Source organism: Streptococcus sp. FDAARGOS_256, assembly GCF_002289235.2.
Lineage (GTDB): Bacteria > Bacillota > Bacilli > Lactobacillales > Streptococcaceae > Streptococcus.
On sequence record NZ_NTGM02000001.1, the window covers coordinates 1,883,998 to 1,909,774 of the forward strand.

The following is a 25,777-nucleotide window of genomic DNA, read 5'->3' on the forward strand; positions in this document are numbered from 1 at the left end:
AGATTTTTGTTATTCAATTCCTTGGATAAATTTTTGGAAACGATAAGTGTCGAAATAAATATTGGATGCAACTAATTTATCAAATTCATCGAATTTCAGAAATTCTGCGACATCCATTTCGAGTTCTTTTCCTTGAGGAGAATGTAGACGGTATCGATTTAAAGCTGAGACTGTTCGACCATCAACAAGTAATTGCTTCACTTCAAGATGCTGGCTCAAAGCATAGAATTGGCCTGCGCCTTGCAAATAAACATCACGTCCTTGTCGAATTTCTATACTATCGCACATGCCATAGTCAAAGTTTTCAGCTACGAAATCTTCCCAGCCTCCCTCATTTACTGCTGTAAAATAGCTTTCTGCAAGTGTTTTTGTATCCATTTGGAACCTCCTGTAAAATAATTGGGCTATGATGAATATCACGAAATATTTTGCCCACTTAAGAGTATACAAAAGGAAATATGACTACAGGTTGTCATATTGCTGAAGATTTTTTTTGAGAGTACTGACCAGTAGATTTTGTAAGTGACTTGGAGATACGACCTTTACTTGATAACCAAAGCTTAAGAGTAAATCAAAAAATGCAGGAGTTAAAGCTCTGAATGCCTGAACTTTTATTATTTCGTCCTCGACTCTGATTTCTTCTTCCGTGAAGTTATCGTAGATTTTTGGGAGTGCAAATCTTGTAAAAACTAGTTCGATTTCTTCTCCTTGCCCCTCCACTTTATGTTTTGGGGGATTTAAAAAAAGCTCTAACTTTTCTTGAGATAAACGTGGATAATCGAATGGTTTATCTTTTATCTCCACTAGTTCTAGTTCACGAATTCGAGTTAATTTAAAAATACGAAAATCTAATTTTTCTAAGCAGTAACCGATAACATACCAAGCATTCAGTTTATAGATCAATCTGTATGGGATAATTGTTCGCTGACTTTTCTCCTGTTTTTTCGAATAGTAAGAAAAAGAAATCATCTGTTCAGTTTGTATCGCTTCCTCAATTTCTAGTAAATAATTTGTATTAAGAGTCCAGGAACTGAGATCAAAGTAAAAAGGACTGTTTGCTCTTGTAATTTCTTGAGAAGACAGCTTGTGTTCGATACTGTCAAGACTTGAATGACCAACGATTTTACTAACATTTTGGCTCATATTAATGATAAACTGTCTCTCCTCCTCAGTGAAAAAGTTTCTGTCTATCTTATAGTCGCTCGGTATATAGAAACCTCCCTTATCTCCACGTTCCGAATAGATTGGGATCCCCGCTAAACTGAGTGTATCCATGTCTCTATATACAGTTCGAGTAGATATTTCAAACCTCTCTGCAATCTCTTTAGCTGTTATCCTCTTCTTATTTAAAAGAGACAGTAAAATATAGATTAGTCTTTCTAATTTCATGGTAGCAATTCCCCTTCTTTTAATCTCAAATAGCACAAACTAAAGAAACTATTTTAGTTATATTGTATAATAAGAAACCTAGCAATTCAAAAAGAAGGACTGTAGAGTTTAGAATATTAAGGATTAAAGTGTTAGAAAAAGAATGGTATAGAAGTAATTAGGCAGATCAATCAAGAATTTGCCTAAATTATTCCAACCGAATTATGTGAAAATTGCTATTTCCCGAACTGCAATCCTAGGTTTTTAGGTTAATAAATAGAAGAATGAACAAGAAAAGTTTAGGGTTTTTCTATCTCTTTTGCGGATTTTGTGATATAATTAACACGTATAAAAAAAGAAGGAGTCATATCTAATGGCAAAATTGACTGTTAAAGACGTTGACTTGAAAGGGAAAAAAGTTCTCGTTCGTGTTGACTTCAACGTACCTGTTAAAGATGGCGTGATTACCAATGACAACCGTATCACTGCAGCTCTTCCAACTATCAAGTACATCCTTGAACAAGGTGGACGTGCTATCCTCTTCTCTCACCTTGGCCGTGTAAAAGAAGAAGCAGACAAGGCTGGTAAATCACTTGCTCCTGTAGCTGCTGACTTGGCTGCTAAATTGGGTCAAGACGTTGCTTTCCTTCCAGGTGTCACTCGTGGTGCTGAATTGGAAGTAGCAATCAACGCTCTTGAAGATGGACAAGTTCTCTTGGTTGAAAACACTCGTTACGAAGATGTTGATGGCAAGAAAGAATCTAAAAACGATCCTGAACTTGGTAAATACTGGGCATCACTTGGAGATGGTATCTTCGTAAACGATGCATTCGGTACAGCTCACCGTGCACACGCATCTAACGTCGGTATCTCAGCAAACGTTGAAAAAGCTGTTGCTGGATTCCTTCTTGAAAATGAAATTGCCTACATCCAAGAAGCAGTTGAAGCTCCAGAACGTCCATTCGTAGCGATCCTTGGTGGTTCAAAAGTATCTGACAAGATCGGTGTTATCGAAAACTTGCTTGAAAAAGCTGATAAAGTGCTTATCGGTGGTGGGATGACTTACACATTCTACAAAGCACAAGGTATCGAAATTGGTAACTCACTTGTAGAAGAAGACAAATTGGATGTTGCGAAAGCTCTTCTTGAAAAAGCAAACGGCAAATTGATCTTGCCAGTTGACTCAAAAGAAGCAAACGCATTTGCTGACTACACTGAAGTGAAAGACACTGAAGGTGAAGCAGTAGACCCAGGTTTCCTTGGTTTGGATATCGGTCCAAAATCTATCGCTAAATTTGACGAAGCTTTGACTGGTGCCAAAACAGTTGTATGGAACGGACCTATGGGTGTATTTGAAAACCCTGACTTCCAAGCTGGTACAATCGGTGTCATGGACGCTATCGTGAAACAACCTGGTGTTAAATCAATCATCGGTGGTGGTGACTCAGCTGCTGCAGCCATCAACCTTGGCCGTGCAGACAAGTTCTCATGGATCTCTACTGGTGGTGGAGCATCAATGGAACTCCTTGAAGGTAAAGTATTGCCAGGACTTGCAGCTTTGACTGAAAAATAAATAGTTTAACTAAAGGAAGATGGTGTGACCATCTTCTTTTTAATTTAATTTATAAATAGGTGGAATTTTTCTATAAATAAAAAAAAAGAGTAAATATTTGCATCCTGCCTTGTAAAGTGCTAGTATAAAAAGTAACGACTAAATTTAGATAAGGAAAAGGATTATAATGAAAAATAAAAAAGAAGTCTATGGATTTCGTAAAAGCAAAGTTGCGAAAACGTTGTGTGGTGCTGTTTTAGGAACTGCTTTGATTGCTTTTGCAGACAAAGCAGTATTTGCTGATGAAGTTACAGAGACAACTAGTACAAGTACAGTTGAGGTAGCTACTACAGGAAATCCAGCTACAAATCTACCTGAAGCTCAGGGGGAAATGAGCCAAGTTGCCAAAGAGAGCCAAGCTAAGGCTGGTTCTAAAGACTCAGCTTTGCCAGTAGAAGTATCATCAGCTGATTTGGATAAAGCAGTTGCCGATGCAAAATCTGCAGGAGTTAAGGTAGTTCAAGATGAAACAAAAGACAAAGGAACCGCCACAACTGCTACAGAGAATGCTCAAAAACAAGATGAGATTAAAAGCGACTATGCTAAACAGGCTGAAGAAATAAAGACAACGACTGAAGCATATAAAAAGGAAGTCGCAGCTCATCAGGCTGAAACAGATAAAATCAATGCTGAAAACAAAGCAGCGGATGACAAGTACCAAAAAGATCTAAAAAGTCATCAAGAAGAAGTTGAAAAAATCAACACTGCTAATGCAACAGCTAAAGCAGAATATGAGGCTAAGCTAGCACAATATCAAAAAGATTTAGCAACTGTCAAAAAAGCAAACGAAGATAGTCAACAGGATTATCAAAATAAACTTTCAGCTTACCAGACAGAATTAGCTCGAGTACAAAAAGCTAATGCTGAAGCTAAAGAGGCTTATGATAAAGCAGTAAAAGAAAACACAGCTAAAAACGAAGCGCTTAAAGCTGAAAATGAAGCGATTAAACAGCGTAATGAAACTGCAAAAGCGAATTATGAAGCAGCGATGAAGCAGTATGAAGCAGACCTTGCAGCTATTAAGAAAGCTAAAGAGGATAATGATGCTGATTATCAAGCTAAATTAGCAGCTTATCAAACAGAATTGGCACGTGTTCAAAAGGCTAATTCTGATGCAAAAGTAGCCTATGAAAAGGCTGTTGAAGAAAACACAGCTAAAAACAATGCTATCCAAGCTGAAAATGAAGCTATTAAACAACGAAATGAAACAGCCAAGGCAACTTATGAGGCTAAAATAGCACAATACGAAAAAGACTTGGCAGCAGTCAAACAAGCGAATGCAGCTAACGAAACAGACTACCAAACTAAGTTAGCGGCTTATCAGACGGAATTAGCTCGCGTTCAAAAAGCTAATGCTGATGCTAAAGCAGCTTATGAGAAGGCTGTTGAAGACAATAAGGCAAAAAATGCAGCGCTCCAAGCTGAAAACGAAGAAATCAAGCAACGGAATGCCGCGGCTAAAACTGACTATGAAGCAAAATTAGCTAAATATGAAGCTGATCTTGCCAAATATAAGAAAGAGTTGGCTGAGTATCCGGCTAAGTTGCAGGCTTATAAAGATGAGCAGGCTAAAATTAAGGCGGCCCTTGTAGAACTTGAAAATAATAAAGATCAAGATGGTTACTTGTCTAAGCCATCTGCTCAGAGCTTGGTTTACGATTTAGAACCGAATGCTCAACTTGATCTCAAAACGGAAGGAAAACTTCTCACTGCAGCAGCAGTTGATGAAGCTTTTAAGAAAGACACAGTCCAATATGGCAAGAAAAATCTTCAGTTAGACAATCTAAATGTCAAGAACTTGGAAAACGGTGCTACCGCTTCTTCGGTGGAATTGTATGGTAATATTGGAGACAAATCTGACTGGACCACCAATGTAGGGAATAAAACAGAAGTTAAATGGGGCTCTGTTCTTCTAGAACGTGGGCAAAGCGTAACTGCAACTTATACCAACCTTCAAAATTCATACTACAATGGTAAAAAGATTTCTAAGATTGTTTACAAATATACTGTAGATCCTTCTTCTCAATTTAAAAATCCTAGTGGAAAAGTTTGGTTGGGAATCTTTAGTGACCCAACTTTGGGTGTCTTTGCTTCTGCTTACACTGGTGATGTTGAAAAAGGGACTTCAATTTTCATTAAAAATGAATTTACCTTCTATGATGAAAATGACCAACCAATTAATTTTGACAATGCCCTTCTTTCAGTAGCATCTCTAAACAGAGAAAATAATTCTATTGAGATGGCCAAGGATTACACTGGTAACTTTATTAAAATTTCCGGTTCATCTGTTGGAGAAAAAGACGGAAAGATTTATGCCACAGAAACCTTGAACTTTAAAAAAGACCAAGGTGGATCTCGTTGGACTATGTATCCAAATGGTCAACCTGGTTCAGGTTGGGATTCATCAGATGCTCCAAACTCTTGGTATGGTGCAGGAGCAATCAGCATGTCTGGTTCAACTAACCGTGTTACTGTTGGTGCCATTTCTGCGACCCTAGTAGTTCCTTCTGATCCAGTTATGGCGGTTGATACAGGTAAAAGACCAAACATCTGGTACTCACTCAATGGTAAGATTCGTGCCGTCAACGTTCCGAAAATTACAAAAGAAAAACCAACTCCACCGGTAGAACCTACTGCACCGCAAGCACCGTCTTATGAGGTGGAAAAACCATTGGAACCAGCTCCAGTAGCACCAAGCTATGAAAACGAGCCAACACCACCGGTAAAAACTCCAGATCAACCAGAGCCATCAAAACCAGAAGAGCCAACATATGAGACAGAGAAACCATTGGAACCAGCTCCAGTAGCACCAAACTACGAAAATGAGCCAACTCCGCCGGTAAAAACTCCAGATCAACCGGAGCCATCAAAACCAGAAGAGCCAACATATGAGACAGAGAAACCATTGGAACCAGCTCCAGTAGCACCAAGCTATGAAAATGAGCCAACACCACCGGTAAAAACTCCAGATCAACCAGAGCCATCAAAACCAGAAGAGCCAAACTATGATCCATTGCCAACTCCGCCGGTAGCACCAACTCCTAAGCAGTTGCCAACACCACCAGCGGTGCCAACAGTTCACTTCCATTACAATCGTCTATTTGCACAACCTCAGATTAATAAAGAAATTAAGAATGAGGATGGAGTAGATATCGATCGTACTCTCGTTGCTAAGCAGTCTGTAGTGAAGTTTGAGTTGAAAACGGAAGCTTTAACTGCAGGGCGTCCAAAAACAACTTCATTTGTATTGGTAGATCCACTTCCAACTGGCTATCAGTTTGATTTGGAAGCAACCAAGGCTGCAAGCAAAGGTTTTGAAACAAGCTATGATAAAGCTAGTCACACTGTAACCTTTAAGGCTACTGAGGAGACCTTGGCTGCTTTCAATGCAGATTTGACAAAATCCTTTGAGACTCTATATCCAACTGTTGTTGGTCGTGTCTTGAATGATGGGGCGACTTATACAAATAACTTTACCTTGACAGTCAACGACGCCTACGGTGTTAAGTCAAACATTGTTCGTGTAACGACTCCAGGTAAACCAAATGATCCTGACAATCCAAATAACAACTACATCAAGCCTTTGAAAGTTAACAAGAACAAGCAAGGTGTAAATATTGATGGTAAAGAGGTTCTAGCTGGTTCAACGAACTACTATGAACTTACATGGGATTTGGACCAATACAAGGGAGATAAATCTTCTAAAGAAGCGATTCAAAATGGTTTCTACTATGTGGATGATTATCCAGAAGAAGCCTTAACCCTTCAACCAGAATTGGTTAAGATCCGTGATCTAGAGGGCAACCTTGTATCAGGTATCAGTGTTCAACAATTTGATAGTTTAGAAGCTGCGCCTAAGAAGGTTCAAGATCTGTTGAAGAAAGCAAACATCACTGTTAAAGGTGCTTTCCAACTCTTCTCAGCTGATAATCCAGCCGAATTCTACAAGAACTATGTAGCAGCAGGAAAATCATTGCTCATCACAGATCCGATGACAGTTAAACCTGAATTTGGTCAAACGGGTGGTAAGTACGAAAACAAAGCCTACCAAATTGATTTTGGAAATGGCTATGCTACAGAAGTAGTTGTCAACAATGTACCGAAAATCACACCTAAAAAAGATGTGACAATCAGTATGGATCCAAGCAGTGACAATATTGATGGCCAAACCATTCCGTTGAACCAGTACTTCAATTATCGTTTAATCGGTGGTTTGATTCCACAAAATCATTCTGAGGACTTGAATGACTATAGTTTTGTAGATGATTATGACCAAAAGGGTGATCAATACACTAGAAACTATAAAGTTCTTGCCAAGGTTGATATCCGATTGAAAGACGGTCGTGTTATCAAGGCAGGAACAGACTTAACGGCTGAAACACAGGTTGAACATGATCAAGATAAGGGAATGCTTACCATTCGCTTCAAGGAAGAATTCCTTCAAGAGATTCAGTTGGATTCTCCATTCCAGGCTGAGACTTATATTCAAATGAAACGAATTGCTGTTGGAACCTTTGAAAATACCTATGTAAATACTGTGAACAAAGTTGCTTACGCCTCAAATACAGTTCGTACGACAACGCCAGAACCTAAGAAACCAGAGGAGCCAACGACTCCTACTCCAAATCCAAAAGGTAACCCTACTCTACCTCAAACAGGTACAAATGATTCAAGCTACATGCCATATCTTGGTCTAGCAGCTTTAGTAGGAGTTTTAGGACTTGGTCAGTTGAAACGTAAAGAAGACGAAAGCAAGTAAGCTCTGAATTTAAATAAAAAAGAGGAACTCTGTTTCCTCTTTTTCGGCTCATTGTCAACTGTAGTGGGTTGAAGAAAAGCTAAGCTCGAGAAAGGACAAATTTCGTCCTTTCTTTTTTGATATTCAGAGCGACGAAAATTCGCTTCTTGAAGTTTTCAAAGTTCCGAAAACCAAAGGCATTGCGTTTGATAAGTTTGATGAGATTATTAGTCGCTTCCAATTTTGCGTTGGAATAGGATAACTGAAGGGCATTGACGATTTTCCCTTTGTCCTTTAGAAATGTTTTAAAGACAGTCTGAAAAAGAGAATGAACCTTCTTTATATTGTCTTCAAAGAGTCCGAAAAATTTCTCTGGTTTCTTATTCTGAAAGTGAAAAAGCAAGAGTTGATAGAGATGATAGTGGTGTTTCAAGTCTTCTGAATAGCTCAAAAGCTTGTCTAGGATTTCTTTATTGGTTAAGTGCATACGAAAAGTAGGGCGATAAAAACCCTTATCACTGAGTTTACGACTATCCTGTTGAATGAGCTTCCAGTAGCGCTTGATAGCTTGTGTTCTGCCCTCAAGAACAGTGATGATATTGAGCTTTTCAAAATCTTGCGCAATAAAACTCATCTTTCCCTTAGTGAAGGTATACTCGTCCCAGGACATAATCTCAGGCAGACGAGAAAAATCATGCTTAAAACGGAAGTCATTGAGTTTGCGAATGACAGTTGAAGTTGAAATAGACAGCTGATGGGCAATGCCAGTCATAGAAGTCTTTTCAATTAGCTTTTGGGCAATCTTTTGGTTGATGATACGAGGGATTTGGTGATTTTTCTTGACTATAGGAGTCTCAGAGACCATCATTTTAGAGCACTGATAGCACTTAAAACGGCGTTTTTTAAGGAGAATTCTAGTAGGCATACCAGTCGTTTCAAGGTAAGGGATTTTAGAAGGTTTTTGAAAGTCATATTTCTTCATTTGGCTTCCGCAATCAGGACAAAGTGGGGCATCATAATCCAATTTAGCAATGATTTCCTTGTGGGTATTCTTATTGATGATGTCTATAATTTGGATATTAGGGTCTTTGATATCGAGTAGTTTTGTGATAAAATGTAATTGTTCCATATGGCTCTTTCTAATGATGGTTTGGTTGCTTTTCATTATAGGTCATATGGGACTTTTTCTCTACAACAAAATAGGCTCCATAATATCTATAGGAGATTTACCCACTACAAATATTATAGAGCCAAAATAAATAGTTTAACTAAAAGAAGATGGTGTGACCATCTTCTTTTTAATTTAATTTATAAACATGTGGAATTTTTCTATAAATAAAAAGAGAAAAGAGTAAATATTTGTATCTTGCCTTGTAAAGTGTTAATATAAGAAGTAACGACTAAATTTAGATAAGGAAATGACTTATAATGAAAAATAAAAAAGAAGTCTATGGATTTCGTAAAAGCAAAGTTGCGAAAACGTTGTGTGGTGCTGTTTTAGGAACTGCTTTGATTGCTTTTGCAGACAAAGCAGTATTTGCTGATGAAGTTACAGAGACAACTAGTACAAGTACAGTTGAGGTAGCTACTACAGGAAACCCAGCTACAAATCTACCTGAAGCTCAGGGTGAAATGAGCCAAGTTGCCAAAGAGAGCCAAACTAAGGCTGGTTCTAAAGACTCAGCTTTGCCAGTAGAAGTATCATCAGCTGATTTGGATAAAGCAGTTGCCGATGCAAAATCTGCAGGAGTTAAGGTAGTTCAAGATGAAACAAAAGACAAAGGAACCGCCACAACTGCTACAGAGAATGCTCAAAAACAAGATGAGATTAAAAGCGACTATGCTAAACAGGCTGAAGAAATAAAGACAACGACTGAAGCATATAAAAAGGAAGTCGCAGCTCATCAGGCTGAAACAGATAAAATCAATGCTGAAAACAAAGCAGCGGATGACAAGTATCAAAAAGATCTAAAAAGTCATCAAGAAGAAGTTGGAAAAATCAACACTGCCAATGCAACAGCTAAAGCAGAGTATGAGGCTAAGCTAGCACAATATCAAAAAGATTTAGCAACTGTCAAAAAAGCAAACGAAGATAGTCAACAGGATTATCAAAATAAACTTTCAGCTTACCAGACAGAATTAGCTCGAGTACAAAAAGCTAATGCTGAAGCTAAAGAAGCCTATGATAAGGCGGTAAAAGAAAATACTGCGAAAAACGAAGCGCTTAAAGCTGAAAATGAAGCCATTAAACAGCGTAATGAAACTGCAAAAGCGAATTATGAAGCAGCTATGAAGCAGTATGAAGCGGATCTTGCAGCTATTAAGAAAGCCAAGGAAGATAATGATGCTGATTATCAAGCTAAATTAGTAGCTTATCAGACAGAATTGGCACGTGTTCAAAAGGCTAATGCTGATGCAAAAGCAGCCTATGAAAAGGCTGTTGAAGAAAACACAGCTAAAAACAATGCTATCCAAGCTGAAAATGAAGCTATTAAGCAGCGTAACGCCACTGCAAAATCGACTTATGAAGCTGCGATGAAGAAATACGAAGCAGACTTGGCGGAAGTTAAACAAGCGAATGCTACCAATGAAGCAGACTACCAAGCTAAGCTAGCGGCTTATCAGACAGAACTAGCTCGCGTTCAAAAAGCAAATGCCGATGCAAAAGCAGCCTATGAAAAGGCTGTTGAAGATAATAAGGTAAAAAATGCAGCGCTTCAAGCTGAGAATGAAGCAATCAAGCAACGTAATGCCACGGCTAAAACAGACTATGAAACTAAATTAGCTAAATACGAAGCGGATCTTGCCAAATATAAGAAAGAGTTCGCAGCTTATACTGCAGCACTCGCAGAAGCGGAGAGTAAAAAGAAACAAGATGGTTATCTTTCAGAACCAAGATCACAATCGTTGAACTTTAAATCAGAACCAAATGCAATACGAACAATTGATTCATCTGTACATCAATATGGGCAGCAGGAATTGGATGCTTTGGTAAAATCATGGGGGATTTCGCCAACAAATCCTGATAGGAAAAAATCTACAGCATATTCATATTTCAATGCAATCAATTCGAATAACACTTATGCAAAGCTTGTATTAGAAAAGGATAAACCAGTCGATGTTACCTATACTGGTCTAAAAAATTCAAGTTTTAATGGTAAGAAAATTTCAAAAGTAGTTTACACTTACACATTAAAAGAAACAGGTTTTAACGATGGAACCAAAATGACTATGTTTGCCTCGAGTGATCCAACTGTGACAGCATGGTATAATGATTATTTTACTTCTACAAACATTAATGTAAAAGTCAAGTTTTATGATGAAGAAGGTCAACTTATGAATCTCACAGGAGGATTAGTTAATTTTTCATCTCTAAATAGAGGTAACGGTAGTGGGGCAATTGATAAAGATGCAATTGAAAGTGTTAGAAACTTTAACGGTCGATATATTCCAATTTCTGGTTCATCTATCAAGATTCATGAAAATAACTCTGCTTATGCAGATTCATCAAATGCAGAAAAATCGCTAGGCGCTCGTTGGAATACATCGGAATGGGATACAACCTCTAGTCCAAATAATTGGTACGGAGCTATTGTCGGTGAAATAACTCAATCGGAGATTAGCTTTAATATGGCTTCTTCTAAAAGTGGAAATATTTGGTTTGCTTTCAATTCAAACATTAATGCAATTGGGGTTCCGACGAAACCTGTTGCACCAACAGCTCCAACTCAACCAATGTATGAGACAGAGAAACCATTGGAACCAGCTCCAGTAGCACCAAACTACGAAAATGAGCCAACTCCACCGGTAAAAACTCCAGATCAACCGGAGCCATCAAAACCAGAAGAGCCAACATATGAGACAGAGAAACCATTGGAACCAGCTCCAGTAGCACCAAACTACGAAAATGAGCCAACTCCACCGGTAAAAACTCCAGATCAACCGGAGCCATCAAAACCAGAAGAGCCAACATATGAGACAGAGAAACCATTGGAACCAGCTCCAGTAGCACCAAGCTATGAAAATGAGCCAACACCACCGGTAAAAACTCCAGATCAACCAGAGCCATCAAAACCAGAAGAGCCAAACTATGATCCATTGCCAACTCCGCCGGTAGCACCAACTCCTAAGCAGTTGCCAACACCACCAGCGGTGCCAACAGTTCACTTCCATTACAATCGTCTATTTGCACAACCTCAGATTAATAAAGAAATTAAGAATGAGGATGGAGTAGATATCGATCGTACTCTCGTTGCTAAGCAGTCTGTAGTGAAGTTTGAGTTGAAAACGGAAGCTTTAACTGCAGGGCGTCCAAAAACAACTTCATTTGTATTGGTAGATCCACTTCCAACTGGCTATCAGTTTGATTTGGAAGCAACCAAGGCTGCAAGCAAAGGTTTTGAAACAAGCTATGATAAAGCTAGTCACACTGTAACCTTTAAGGCTACTGAGGAGACCTTGGCTGCTTTCAATGCAGATTTGACAAAATCCTTTGAGACTCTATATCCAACTGTTGTTGGTCGTGTCTTGAATGATGGGGCGACTTATACAAATAACTTTACCTTGACAGTCAACGACGCCTACGGTGTTAAGTCAAACATTGTTCGTGTAACGACTCCAGGTAAACCAAATGATCCTGACAATCCAAATAACAACTACATCAAGCCTTTGAAAGTTAACAAGAACAAGCAAGGTGTAAATATTGATGGTAAAGAGGTTCTAGCTGGTTCAACGAACTACTATGAACTTACATGGGATTTGGACCAATACAAGGGAGATAAATCTTCTAAAGAAGCGATTCAAAATGGTTTCTACTATGTGGATGATTATCCAGAAGAAGCCTTAACCCTTCAACCAGAATTGGTTAAGATCCGTGATCTAGAGGGCAACCTTGTATCAGGTATCAGTGTTCAACAATTTGATAGTTTAGAAGCTGCGCCTAAGAAGGTTCAAGATCTGTTGAAGAAAGCAAACATCACTGTTAAAGGTGCTTTCCAACTCTTCTCAGCTGATAATCCAGCCGAATTCTACAAGAACTATGTAGCAGCAGGAAAATCATTGCTCATCACAGATCCGATGACAGTTAAACCTGAATTTGGTCAAACGGGTGGTAAGTACGAAAACAAAGCCTACCAAATTGATTTTGGAAATGGCTATGCTACAGAAGTAGTTGTCAACAATGTACCGAAAATCACACCTAAAAAAGATGTGACAATCAGTATGGATCCAAGCAGTGACAATATTGATGGCCAAACCATTCCGTTGAACCAGTACTTCAATTATCGTTTAATCGGTGGTTTGATTCCACAAAATCATTCTGAGGACTTGAATGACTATAGTTTTGTAGATGATTATGACCAAAAGGGTGATCAATACACTAGAAACTATAAAGTTCTTGCCAAGGTTGATATCCGATTGAAAGACGGTCGTGTTATCAAGGCAGGAACAGACTTAACGGCTGAAACACAGGTTGAACATGATCAAGATAAGGGAATGCTTACCATTCGCTTCAAGGAAGAATTCCTTCAAGAGATTCAGTTGGATTCTCCATTCCAGGCTGAGACTTATATTCAAATGAAACGAATTGCTGTTGGAACCTTTGAAAATACCTATGTAAATACTGTGAACAAAGTTGCTTACGCTTCAAACACAGTTCGCACGACAACGCCAGAACCTAAGAAACCAGGGGAGCCAACAACTCCTACTCCAAATCCAAAAGGTAACCCTACTCTACCTCAAACAGGTACAAATGATTCAAGCTACATGCCATATCTTGGTCTAGCAGCTTTAGTAGGAGTTTTAGGACTTGGTCAGTTGAAACGTAAAGAAGACGAAAGTAACTAAGCTCTGAATTTAAATAGAAAAGAGGAACTCTGTTTCCTCTTTTTTATAGCCCTAAATTAAAAACGCTTCCTATTGATTTTCACTCATAAAATCAACTAATTTATGTTAAAATGGTAGTAGAAAGTTGAGATTATGAGTTATTTTAAAAAATATAAATTTGATAAGTCACAGTTCAAGCTTGGTATGCGAACTTTCAAAACGGGGATTGCTGTATTTATAGTTCTCTTGATTTTTGGTTTTTTTGGCTGGAAGGGGCTTCAAATCGGAGCATTGACAGCGGTCTTCAGTCTACGAGAGAGCTTTGATAAGAGCGTCCATTTTGGAACTTCGCGTATCTTAGGAAATAGCATTGGCGGTTTTTACGCCCTTGTCTTTTTCCTCTTAAACACTTTATTTCATGGAGCCTTTTGGGTAACCTTACTAGTTGTTCCGATTTGCACCATGTTAACCATTATGACAAACGTTGCCATGAATAACAAGGCAGGAGTTATTGGTGGTGTAGCAGCCATGTTGATCATTACCCTATCAATACCAAGCGGAGAAACATTTTTGTACGTGTTTGCGCGCGTATTTGAAACATTTATGGGAGTTTTTGTCGCAATCCTTGTAAATTATGATATTGAGCAACTGAAACTCTTTTGGGAGAAAAAAAGAAAATAATGTTACATTTTGTGACATTATCCGTTGACGTATGTCTTTTTTTAGACTATAATAGACAGGAAGAAGGAAATTGTAAATGAAGGAAAGAGAATTTCGCCGAAATATGGCTGTTTTTCCTATCGGCAGTGTTATGAAATTGACCGATCTCTCGGCGCGTCAGATTCGTTATTATGAAGATCAAGAGTTGATCAAACCTGATCGAAACGAAGGGAACCGTCGCATGTATTCTTTGAATGACATGGATCGTCTACTTGAAATCAAAGATTATATCTCTGAAGGTCATAATATTGCTGCGATTAAGAAAAAATATGCTGAACGTGAAGCGAAGTCCAAGAAAGCCGTGAGTCAGACGGAAGTGCGTCGCGCACTTCACAATGAACTCCTCCAGCAGGGGCGCTTTGCTTCAGTACGGTCACCCTTTGGTCGCGGTTAGGCAATCGCAAGTAGTCATATATATTAAGGAGAAAACCCATGCCAATCACAGCTGCAGATATTCGTCGTGAAGTCAAGGAAAAAAATGTTACCTTTATCCGTCTCATGTTTTCAGATATTCTGGGAACCATGAAAAACGTCGAAATTCCTGCTACAGATGAACAGTTAGATAAGGTCTTGTCAAACAAAGCCATGTTTGATGGCTCTTCTATTGAAGGTTTTGTACGTATCAATGAGTCAGATATGTACTTGTACCCAGACTTGGATACATGGACAGTCTTCCCTTGGGGAGATGAAAATGGAAGTGTTGCAGGTTTGATCTGTGATGTCTATACAACAGAAGGCGAACCCTTTGCAGGTGACCCTCGTGGTAATCTGAAGCGTGCACTTCGTCATATGGAAGAAGTAGGATTCAAATCCTTCAACCTTGGTCCAGAACCAGAATTCTTCCTCTTTAAGTTGGATGAAAATGGGGATCCAACACTTGAAGTAAATGACAAGGGTGGCTACTTTGATTTGGCCCCTACTGATCTTGCAGACAATACGCGTCGTGAAATCGTTAATGTCTTGACCAAAATGGGATTTGAAGTAGAAGCGAGTCACCACGAGGTTGCGGTTGGACAACATGAAATTGACTTCAAGTATGATGAAGTCCTCCGTGCCTGTGACAAGATTCAAATCTTTAAACTCGTTGTTAAAACCATTGCTCGCAAACATGGCCTTTACGCAACCTTTATGGCTAAACCGAAATTTGGTATCGCTGGATCAGGTATGCACTGTAATATGTCCTTGTTTGATGCAGAAGGAAACAATGCCTTCTTTGATCCAAATGATCCAAAAGGAATGCAGTTGTCAGAAACGGCCTACCATTTCCTTGGTGGTTTGATTAAACATGCTTACAACTATACTGCTATCATGAACCCAACAGTTAACTCATACAAACGTTTGGTTCCAGGTTATGAAGCGCCTGTTTACATTGCTTGGGCTGGTCGTAACCGTTCGCCACTTGTGCGCGTACCAGCTTCACGTGGTATGGGAACTCGTCTTGAGTTGCGTTCAGTGGACCCGATGGCAAACCCATACATCGCTATGGCAGTTCTATTGGAAGTTGGTTTGCATGGTATTGAAAACAAAATCGAAGCACCAGCTCCTATCGAAGAAAATATCTATATCATGACAGCGGAAGAGCGTAAGGAAGCTGGAATTACTGACCTTCCATCAACGCTTCACAACGCCTTGAAAGCCTTGACTGAGGATGAAGTGGTCAAGGCAGCCCTAGGTGAACACATCTACACGAGCTTCCTTGAAGCTAAACGTATCGAGTGGGCTAGCTATGCAACCTTTGTGTCACAATGGGAAGTTGATAATTATCTTGATTTGTATTAAGAACATAAAAAAGATTGTCTGATTGGGCAATCTTTTTTATTATTGCAAATTTTTAAATGTATTTCGTTGCTGTTTTTAGTATAGTTATTATATAGAAAAACAGAAAACAAGAAAGAGTGAATTATGCATTAAAAAGAAATAATATTCTGAAAATAATTAGAAAATAACGTCCAATCATTTTCATTATACCTATTTAATGCAGTAGTGTGGCGGGTTTAGCGTGAGAAAGAAAAAAGTTTACAATTTGACAACATATTTCTTGAAATACTAATTAGTAAATGATAAAATGTTTTTTGGAATGGATGAGTTTCGGAGGGTTCATAAATTATTTACTATATTATTTACTCAAGCTGTACTCGCCATATTTCATCAAAAAGGAAAGGAGATTCTATGCAAAAAGATAAGTGGTGGCTTCCGTTTTTAGCAGTGGGAGTCATCATCGGATTGTCGGTGGGTTTGATTTATTATACTAGACCCGCTAAGGACGGAGAAGTAGGGACTTCATCAGTTTCGCAATCAACTTCAAGTGCTGAGAACAATACTGCCTTGAGTCTAAAAGGTCAACAACTTCCAGAATTTAAAATGACTTCTCAAGACGGTAAATTGGTTGCTAGTTCAGAGCTGTATGATAAACCTATGTTAATTGTCGAATGGGCTAGTTGGTGTCCTCATTGTCAGAAACAACTACCCATTGTTCAGCAGATGTATGAAAAGTATGGTGAACAGATCAATTTTGTTTTACTGAATATGAACGAACCTGGTAAAGAAACAAAGGAGAGTGCTGATCGATACATTAAGGAAAAAGGATACACTTTCCCTTATTACTATGACGAAGATCAATCAGCGGCAGATCTATTACAGGTTCAGACCATACCAAGTATGTATTTTGTAACCAAAAAGCAAGAAGTAAAAAATGTATTGGTTAATCATTCCGATGCGGAAAGCTTTTCTAAAGAGTTGCAAACACTACTCAACTAACATATATCTACTATAGAAAAGGGGGAAGAAGAAATCACAATAGGATTTCAGAAATAGCAATGAGAGATTTCATTAAAAAGGTCTCCATATTGTTTATCATTTTATTTTTATCTGTTCCATTAGCCTTAATGGGACAGCTGCTTGGTAGTGCTGCAGCAAATGAAGGCGGTAGTGCTATTGAAGTAGGTGGAAATACAAAGATAACACAAAATGGATGTTCCCGTAAAATTGAAAAAACAGAGAAGATTGCTTGGTCAGTTCCAAGACAGCCTATTGACCTTGTTATCTTGCAGGATGCGAGTGGATCGTTTAGTAAAACAATTCCAAATGTTAAGAATGCTTTGAAACGATTGACAACGTATGTCAATGCAGAAGACTATGATGAGAAAAATCCTCACTTGGTTAAAACGAACGAAGAAAAAACAACAGACCGAGTATTTGTTGCCTCATATCAGGGGTTGGATCAAGTTCGTTACTTTAACAGCGACGATTTTACAGGTCAGCCTAATGTATACACCGATCCGGATACAACAGGGAAACACTATACCTATGGGAATAGTGGTTTAACTAGCAATCAACAAACAATTCATGGCTTTATTGATAATATTGCTGTTGAAGGTGGTACCCCAACTGTTCCTGCGATTGATGATACGATTGCAGCATACAACAGAGTTAAAGGGAATATGGAAAACGGTCGTAAGACAGTCTTTCTTTTAATTACTGATGGTATTGCAAATGGTTATCGTCCTCAAGGAAGTAACAATGTCGTTATGGACAAGAGCTGGACTCGTAATTCAGCCCTCCAACGTGCTTGGGGAGTCGATAGCTATCCTGAAGCATCACAGGATATTGTGGGTCGTGCAAATGAACTTAAAGCGGCGGGAGATAAACTGAAAGCGACTGTAGGAGATAAGGGCTCGGTTGTTATTGGTTTCTGGGAACGTGTAGAAGGATTTACTGAGAAGTATTACCAATACGGAGATGCCTATCTAAACGGATTTGGAAATGCACTAAATATTGGTGATAATCGTTCTGTCCAAACTATTTTCCATGAAGCTTTGCAATCAATGGCTTCTCCAGATAAGGAAGTGAATGGTAAGAATACTTCCTTCTATGTTAATGAACAAAGTGACATTACTAGATTTTCAAATCGAATTTTGGAATCTGTAATGGCGGCCTTAATCAAGGAAGATATCACTGGTGAGTTTGATATTACACCAGGTTACAAAGTTGATGCCATCCGTATCAATGGTAAGAAAATTGTGTCGGAAGTCAAAGACTCGACAAAAGAAGTTCGTGGTAAAATTACACAAAACGGAGATAAAGTTACTATCTCTGTACCAGAGAGTGTCTTTAACCCAGGTGACAATAAATTTGACTACGATTTGAGCAAGGAAGCTCACGCTGAACAAGTTGATGAGGATGATGAACAAGATCCTCCTGCAGACTATCAGCCTGTTAAAGAGAAAGTTCCAGTTCCTGAATTGACTGGTAAGTTTAAAGTTGGTAACTTTGAAACCCAAACAATCGGTGGACACAAAGAAGAAGTAGAAGTTCAAAAGCTAGAATACTGTTACCCAAGTGCTACTAAGAAAATTGTAGACCAAGATCAAAGTAATGATACTGGTACCATTGAAGATCCACTTCAATTGACTAAAAAACCAGCCTATGCGGCTAACTTGTCTGCCAAAGACGAAACATTTACTTATACAGTAGATTACAACTTCAATAACGTTCCTTATGAGTTTAAGCAAAACGTTATGTTGACAGACCCTCTTGACTATCGTTTGGAGGTTGTGGGTCACCATGCGTCTGGTCCAGAAGGTACTATCCTGACACGTGTTGTGAAGCAAAAGGATGATCTTGGAAACGACCGAGAAGTTGTTGTTGCGGATGTTCCAAGCATTGCTGGTAACTACAATTACTTGGTGCTGAAGAAAGCTCAAATGACCATTACGGTTCGCTTGAAGGAGCAATATCGCAATAATCAAGCGAGCAAAGAATTTATGGCTCTTCTTCAGGATAATGATGGCTTCGGCTTGCTGAACCAAGGTAATATCATGTGGAATGGTGAGGATAACACTCCAGACCAAAGCAAACATGCTAAAACCACTGATAAGCCAAGTACAATCCGTCGCTCAAATCCAGTCTATGTGAAACCACCAGTTGAAACAGAGATTGAAAAGAAAGTAAACGACAAGGAACATGAAGATCTTAAGACGGAAGACGAAGTCTTCAAGTATAAGGTATCTGTTCCATGGCCAGGTATTGCGGATAGCTTTAGCATTACCGATACAGTTGTTCCAGAATTGGAAGTTCAACCAAATTCTGTGAAGGTAACTATTGGTGGAAAAGATAATGCTGATTTGACAAAAGCGATAACAGTTTCGGGTCAAACAGTTTCAGTTTCATTGGATAAGACTGATCTTGAAAAAATTACACGTAAGGTAACGCGTCGTAAGACCAAAGACATCCAATATGTCGAACTGACATTTGATGCTAAAATTCGTCCAGGTGCTGACCTTTCTAAGTACAAGAAAGATGGTCAAGTAAAAGTACCAAATACGGCAGATGTTGCCTTGAATGACATCAAGAAAACTTCTAATGAAGTAACGGTTACCCCACCAAAACCAAAAGAACCGACTATTGATAAGAAAATCAATGAAAACTTGGATAGCTTCCAAACGTTTGATGGGCAACCATACAACTACAATATTACAACAGCAGTACCAAGTGATGTTGCAAATTACAAGAAATTTGTGATTCGTGATACACTAGATGCTAATTTGGAACTTGCAGGTGACGTAAGTATTAAAGGTTCTGCAGCGGCCCTCTTTGATGTCCGTACCAATGGCCAAGAGATTACGGCAACGGTGAAGGATGGTCAGTTTGGTGAACTTGCAAAATACTCAACTATTGAACTAGTCATTCCTGCAAAAGTTAAAAATGGTGTGACAGGTACAACCATTGAAAACAAGGCTTCTATTTCCTTTACAAATGAGAATAATGTAGAGAAAGAAGTTGAATCGAAACCTGTCACTGTAACGCCACCTCCTGTAACGAAGAAGATCAATGAAACTCTTGATCACTTAGATATCGCGACAGGTCAAGCGTATAACTACAACATTAAGACAAAACTTCCAACAGATATTACAGATTACAAGAAATTTGTGATTACAGATACACTTGAAGGAGATTTGTCAGTTATCAATGAAACTTCAAGCAAACCAGTTATCAAAGGAGCAGCTGCAGCCTTCTTCGATGTAATAGTTGAGGGTCAAACCGTGACTGCAACGATGAAGGACTTTGCGAACGCTACAGACCTTGCTGGTCAAGAAGTGGAATTGATTATTCCAGCTAAGATCAATGATGGAGTGACTCGTATCAACATTCCAAATACTGCGAAGTTCAGCTTCACAGATAAGAACGATCATAGCGGAGAAAAAGAAACGAAACCGGTAACCGTAACCCCTCCATCAGAACCAGGTGTTGATAAGAAAATCAACGAAACACTGACAGAGGCAACAATCGGTGCGGACACAGACTTTACTTATAATATCAAAGCGAAATTGCCAAATGATATTACAACGTACAAGTCCTTCGTTGTAACGGATACCTTGGATGAGAACTTGACTCCAGGTCAAGCTGAAATCAAGGGAGCTGCAGCGAAATTCTTCGATGTAACAGTTCAAGGTCAAACCGTGACTGCAACGATGAAAGATTTTGCGAATGCGGGTGACTACGGTAACCAAGAAGTAGAGCTCGTGATTCATGCCAAAGTGAAGAAAGGCTCAACTGTTCCATCTATTGAGAACAAAGCTAAGATTACTTACACCAACAAGAATGACCAACAAGGTGAGAAAGAAACCAAGCCGGTCACTGTTACACCACCACCAATCACGAAGAAGGTGAATGGTCAGGAACACGCAGATCTTGGTAAGTTATCAGAAATCTTTACTTATACGATTGACTCAACGGTTCCACATGTGGCAGATACCTTCACCATTTCAGATGATATCGTCAAAGAATTGGCATTTGAAGGAGAAGCAACGGTCACTGTTGATGGCCAAGCTGTTCAAGACCTCACTGTAACAACAGAAGGTCAACGTTTGACGGTCACATTTGGTAAAGAGCAAGTGAAACAATATGCTGGTAAAGCTGTACAAGTTTCATTTAAGGCTAAGGTGAAGGAAGGCATTACCTTTGATGCACTCTTAGCGGCTTATCCAAATGAATCAAAAGACAAGCCGGTAGTACCAAATACTGCTAGCTACATTATTAATGATAATCCTGATTCTAAGAAAGAATCAAAACCAGTTACCGTTACACCACCACCAACCACTACTCCAGAGCTTAAGAAGGAAGTAAACGGAGCAGAACGTTATGATCTTGCAAAACGTAATGAAGAGTTTACTTATACTTTGAAAACAACAATGCCTGCCAGCGCAACTGTGTTTGAGATGACAGACGAGTTGAAAGAAGTTCTAGAATTTGTTGGTGAGAATGCTTCAGCCACTGTTAAACTTGATGGTGAGGATGCAGGATCGAAGGCGACAGTGACACTTTCTGGTCAAGTCATCAAAGTTGCCTTTACAGAAGCTTCTGTAAAAGCAGATGCCGGTAAGACTATTGAAGTAAACTTCAAGGCTAAGATTAGAGATAATGCCAACTTATCAGCTTATGTGAATAAAGATGGTAAGACAGAGATTCCGAATAAGGCTTCTTATGATATTGATCATAATCCAAAATACCACAAGGACTCTAATGAAGTCCCAGTAACGCCACCAACACCAGATGAGCCAGAGATCAAGAAAGATGTGAACGGTAAGGCAGAAGAAACCCTCGCAAAACGTGATGAAGTCTTCACCTATAATGTGAAAACAAGAGTAGCGCAAGATGCGACAGCCTTCAGCGTAACCGATAAGATCGAAGATGTTCTTGAGTTCGCAGGTAAATCAAGTGCTAAATTGAATGGTCAAGCTCTTGATGCTAGCCAAATCAAGGTAGAAGGACAAACGATTACCTTGACGCTTACAGAAGAACAAGTGAAAGCCAATGGCGGTCAAGCAGTTGAATTAACATTCGACGCGAAGATCAAAGCCGGCGCAAACTTGTCCGCATATGTGAAGGAAGACGGCCGTACACAGATTCCGAATAAGGCTTCTTATGACGCAAGCTTCCCACACAAACCAGGTGTGCACAAGGATTCGAACGAAGTCCCAGTAACGCCACCAACACCAGGCGAGCCAGAGATCAAGAAAGATGTGAACGGTAAGGCAGAAGAAACCCTCGCAAAACGTGATGAAGTCTTCACCTATAATGTGAAAACAACAGTAGCGCAAGATGCGACAGCCTTCAGCGTAACCGATAAGATCGAAGATGTTCTTGAGTTCGCAGGTAAATCAAGTGCTAAATTGAATGGTCAAGCTCTTGATGCTAGCCAAATCAAGGTAGAAGGACAAACGATTACCTTGACGCTTACAGAAGAACAAGTGAAAGCCAATGGCGGTCAAGCAGTTGAATTAACATTCGACGCGAAGATCAAAGCCGGCGCAAACTTGTCCGCATATGTGAAGGAAGACGGCCGTACACAGATTCCGAATAAGGCTTCTTATGACGCAAGCTTCCCACACAAACCAGGTGTGCACAAGGACTCTAATGAAGTTCCAGTAACGCCTCCAACACCAGAAGAGCCAGAAATCAAGAAAGATGTGAATGGCAAAGAATCAGCAACACTTGCGAAACGTGATGAAGTCTTCACTTACAACGTGAAAACAACAGTAGCGCAAGATGCGACAGTCTTCTCAGTCACAGATATCCTAGTGGACGTTCTTGAATTCGCAGGAACTTCAAGTGCTAAATTGAATGGTCAAGCTCTTGATGCTAGCCAAATCAAGGTAGAAGGACAAACGATTACCTTGACCCTTACAGAAGACCAGGTGAAAGCCAATGGTGGTCAAGCAGTTGAATTAACATTCGACGCGAAGATCAAAGCTGGTGCAAACTTGTCTGCGTATGTGAAGGAAGATGGCCGTGTACGGATTCCGAATAAGGCTTCTTATGACGCAAGTTTCCCACACAAACCAAGTGTGCACAAGGATTCGAACGAAGTCCCAGTAACACCTCCAACACCAGACGAGCCAGAGATCAAGAAAGATGTGAATGGCAAAGAATCAGCAACACTTGCGAAACGTGATGAAGTCTTCACTTACAACGTGAAAACAACAGTAGCGCAAGATGCGACAGTCTTCTCAGTCACAGATATCCTAGTGGACGTTCTTGAATTCGCAGGAACTTCAAGTGCTAAATTGAATGGTCAAGCTCTTGATGCTAGCCAAATCAAGGTAGAAGGACAAACGATTACCTTGACCCTTACAGAAGACCAGGTGAAAGCCAATGGTGGTCAAGCCGTTGAATTAACATTCGACGCGAAGATCAAAGCTGGTGCAAACTTGTCTGCGTATGTGAAGGAAGATGGCCGTGTACGGATTCCGAATAAGGCTTCTTATGACGCAAGTTTCCCACACAAACCAAGTGTGCACAAGGATTCGAACGAAGTCCCAGTAACACCTCCAACACCAGACGAGCCAGAAATCAAGAAAGATGTGAATACTAAGGCTGAAGAAACACTCGCTGATCGTGACCAAATTTTCACTTACAACGTGAAAACAAGTGTCCCAACAGATGTATCATCCTTCAGTGTAAGTGATACACTTGAGTCTGTTCTTGATTATGCAGGTTCAGCAAGTGCAATCTTGAATGGACAAGCCCTTGAAGCAAGTCAAATCAAGGTAGAAGGACAAACCATCACCTTGACGCTTACAGAAGACCAAGTGAAAGCCAATGGCGGTCAAGCTGTGGAATTGAGCTTCACTGCGAAGATTAAAGCGGGAGCTGATTTGACTCCATATCTAACAGATCGTGGATTCACTGTTCCAAATACAGCTTCTTATGATGCGAAGTTCCCACACAAACCAGGGCTACACAAAGATTCGAATAAAGTTCCGGTAATCGTTCCAAAAGAACCAGAACCAGAAATTTCTAAGAAGATTAATCGTACCTTGGACCACTTGGATGTGGAATACGACGCACCATACATGTATAATGTCAATACAACTTTGCCAAAAGATATTGATAAGTACAAAGAGTTCACAGTCACAGATACACTCGAACCGGTCTTGGCAATCGCTGATACACCAGTAGCCTATGTGGACGGTCGTGATGCAAATGGAGCTCTTGAAACAAGTGTTGAAGGAAATACTGTCACTGTAAAAGTGAAAGATTTCGCTCGATTGAAAGGTTTCAAAGAGATTCAATTGTACATCCCAGCTAAACTCAAAGCGAATAGCGATTTGAAAGCTTATAAGGACCAATTGGTACCAAACAAAGCAACTGTCAACTTCAAGGATGCCAATGGTCAATCTGGCAGCAAGGAATCAAAACCGGTAACGGTGAAACCACGTGACCCAGAAAAACCAACAGATCCGACACCAGGTGAACCTGCTAAGACAGTTGGACCAGAAAATGGATCAACACCAGGGACTTCATACAACTTGCCAAATGCAACAGATACTTTCCGCTTCGATATCACTACTCCGGTTCCAACGGATCCAGTGGATGAAAATGGAAATGCCAAGAAAGATCAATATGGTCGTCTTGTCAAGACAGATTTGACGAACTTCACGATCAGTGATGAAATCCATTCAGTTTTGAAAGTCAATAAAGACCGAATCGCTCTTAAAGTTGAAAACGCTCAGTTTGACAAGCTCAAAGCAGCTCTTCAAGCTCAAGTTGAACAGGCAGAGAAGGAACTGAAAGCTTTGACAGGTAAGTCAATTGATGAGACCTCAACAGAGGATAACAAGAAGGAAGATTTGAAAGCGGCGGAAGCTAAAGTGGCTGAATTGAAAGCGAAGTTGGAAGCAGCTAAGGCAGCGCAACCAGCTAAACCAGCTGAAGCGGAAACGCCGGCAACTCAAGCTACATCTGATTCTTCTGCAACAGAAGATAAGAAACCTGCTGACACCGAAACAAGTCAAAACCTTGCAAGCCTAGAGGCAGAGTTGAAAGTAGCTGAAGAAAACTTGGCTAAGCTTCAAGCACCAGCGGAGAAAGAAGCAGAATTAGCACCAGCTGATAAGAAACAACAACAAGAGAAACTTGAAAATGAAATCAAGAACCTGAAAGAAGCTCAAACTAAGCTTCAAGCGGCTATTGATAAATTGAGTAAGGTTTCAAATGATCGTAGTGAATTAGTAGGTAAAGAGTTGGAAGCAATTGCCACTGTTACTTACGATGAAGTTCAAAACATTGTAACTCTTGAAATCAGCGATAAGGATGTTCTCGAAGCCTTGAAGGGAAGTAAAGTAACTCTCGTTCTTTATACAAACTTCAGAGAAGGAACAGATTTTGCACAATTCGCGACAGGTGTACCAAATACGGCAAAAGTAAGCTTTAACGATAAATCAAAAACTACCAACAAGGTTGTGGTGACACCACCGGTTCCGGTAACGCCACCAGCTCTAAATATCCCACCAGCAGAGGGGGATATTCCGAAAAAACCAACAGAACCAGGTAAAACATTGCCAAATACAGGTTCTGAAGGATCTTCAATCTTTGGAGTACTTGCAGCCCTTACTCTAGGACTTGCTGGACTTCTAGTTTGGAAGCGTAAAGCTGAACGTTAGTATCATATAGTAAGAGGAGAGTAGAAAATTTTACTCTTCTCCTTACTGTATATTGAAAGTGTTAAGGAAAGA

Annotated in this window: 11 protein-coding genes; 8 read left to right on the forward strand and 3 right to left on the reverse strand. The window is 39.6% G+C overall.

The features are described from left to right. Nucleotides 1-9: 9 nt before the first annotated feature. Nucleotides 10-378 carry a hypothetical protein gene (locus A6J84_RS09460; RefSeq protein ID WP_095726441.1) on the reverse strand — a complete coding sequence of 123 codons (369 nt, stop codon included), beginning with the start codon at nt 376-378 and terminating at the stop codon, nt 10-12. Nucleotides 379-462: 84 nt separating this feature from the next. Then, nucleotides 463-1,389 (reverse strand): helix-turn-helix transcriptional regulator, encoded by a 927-nt coding sequence (locus tag A6J84_RS09465; protein WP_095726442.1) that lies wholly within the window; start codon nt 1,387-1,389, stop codon nt 463-465. Between the two features lie 352 nt (nt 1,390-1,741). On the opposite strand from A6J84_RS09465, the gene A6J84_RS09470 reads away from it, so the two are divergent. Both A6J84_RS09470 and A6J84_RS09475 read left to right on the forward strand, forming a co-directional pair. Beyond that, nucleotides 1,742-2,941, forward strand: coding sequence for a phosphoglycerate kinase (locus A6J84_RS09470; protein ID WP_095726443.1), 1,200 nt, complete (start codon nt 1,742-1,744; stop codon nt 2,939-2,941). 166 nt (nt 2,942-3,107) lie between these two features. Continuing rightward, nucleotides 3,108-7,739: an antigen I/II family LPXTG-anchored adhesin gene (locus A6J84_RS09475; protein WP_095726444.1), complete on the forward strand. Its 4,632-nt coding sequence runs from the start codon at nt 3,108-3,110 to the stop codon at nt 7,737-7,739. A gap of 79 nt (nt 7,740-7,818) precedes the next feature. On the opposite strand, the gene A6J84_RS09480 is transcribed toward A6J84_RS09475, so the two are convergent. Continuing rightward, nucleotides 7,819-8,847, reverse strand: a complete 1,029-nt coding sequence (locus A6J84_RS09480) for a transposase (protein WP_193756714.1) — start codon at nt 8,845-8,847, stop codon at nt 7,819-7,821. Nucleotides 8,848-9,146: 299 nt separating this feature from the next. On the opposite strand from A6J84_RS09480, the gene A6J84_RS09485 reads away from it, so the two are divergent. From A6J84_RS09485 to padA, 6 genes are all read left to right on the forward strand, one after another. Next, nucleotides 9,147-13,562, forward strand: coding sequence for an antigen I/II family LPXTG-anchored adhesin (locus tag A6J84_RS09485; protein ID WP_095726446.1), 4,416 nt, complete (start codon nt 9,147-9,149; stop codon nt 13,560-13,562). Between the two features lie 132 nt (nt 13,563-13,694). After that, entirely contained in the window at nt 13,695-14,222 is a 528-nt protein-coding gene (locus A6J84_RS09490) for an FUSC family protein (protein ID WP_000119887.1), read from the forward strand. A gap of 76 nt (nt 14,223-14,298) precedes the next feature. Continuing rightward, nucleotides 14,299-14,655, forward strand: coding sequence for a transcriptional repressor GlnR (gene glnR / locus A6J84_RS09495; RefSeq protein WP_000664333.1), 357 nt, complete (start codon nt 14,299-14,301; stop codon nt 14,653-14,655). A 38-nt stretch (nt 14,656-14,693) separates the two neighbouring features. Beyond that, on the forward strand, nt 14,694-16,040 hold the full coding sequence (gene glnA, locus A6J84_RS09500; protein ID WP_001122885.1) for a type I glutamate--ammonia ligase: 1,347 nt from the start codon (nt 14,694-14,696) through the stop codon (nt 16,038-16,040). Between the two features lie 390 nt (nt 16,041-16,430). Beyond that, on the forward strand, nt 16,431-17,018 hold the full coding sequence (locus A6J84_RS09510) for a TlpA family protein disulfide reductase (protein ID WP_001168154.1): 588 nt from the start codon (nt 16,431-16,433) through the stop codon (nt 17,016-17,018). A 59-nt stretch (nt 17,019-17,077) separates the two neighbouring features. Beyond that, nucleotides 17,078-25,705 carry an LPXTG-anchored isopeptide-forming adhesin PadA gene (padA, locus tag A6J84_RS09515; protein WP_095726447.1) on the forward strand — a complete coding sequence of 2,876 codons (8,628 nt, stop codon included), beginning with the start codon at nt 17,078-17,080 and terminating at the stop codon, nt 25,703-25,705. The last annotated feature ends 72 nt before the right edge of the window (nt 25,706-25,777 follow it).

Coding starts and splice junctions, on each gene's coding strand:
- A6J84_RS09510 (WP_001168154.1), top strand. CDS start 16,431: ATGCAAAAAGATAAGTGGTGGCTTCCGTTTTTAGCAGTGGGAGTCATC.
- A6J84_RS09460 (WP_095726441.1), bottom strand. CDS start 378: ATGGATACAAAAACACTTGCAGAAAGCTATTTTACAGCAGTAAATGAG.
- glnR (WP_000664333.1), top strand. CDS start 14,299: ATGAAGGAAAGAGAATTTCGCCGAAATATGGCTGTTTTTCCTATCGGC.
- A6J84_RS09480 (WP_193756714.1), bottom strand. CDS start 8,847: ATGGAACAATTACATTTTATCACAAAACTACTCGATATCAAAGACCCT.
- A6J84_RS09470 (WP_095726443.1), top strand. CDS start 1,742: ATGGCAAAATTGACTGTTAAAGACGTTGACTTGAAAGGGAAAAAAGTT.
- A6J84_RS09465 (WP_095726442.1), bottom strand. CDS start 1,389: ATGAAATTAGAAAGACTAATCTATATTTTACTGTCTCTTTTAAATAAG.
- glnA (WP_001122885.1), top strand. CDS start 14,694: ATGCCAATCACAGCTGCAGATATTCGTCGTGAAGTCAAGGAAAAAAAT.
- A6J84_RS09490 (WP_000119887.1), top strand. CDS start 13,695: ATGAGTTATTTTAAAAAATATAAATTTGATAAGTCACAGTTCAAGCTT.
- A6J84_RS09485 (WP_095726446.1), top strand. CDS start 9,147: ATGAAAAATAAAAAAGAAGTCTATGGATTTCGTAAAAGCAAAGTTGCG.
- A6J84_RS09475 (WP_095726444.1), top strand. CDS start 3,108: ATGAAAAATAAAAAAGAAGTCTATGGATTTCGTAAAAGCAAAGTTGCG.
- padA (WP_095726447.1), top strand. CDS start 17,078: ATGAGAGATTTCATTAAAAAGGTCTCCATATTGTTTATCATTTTATTT.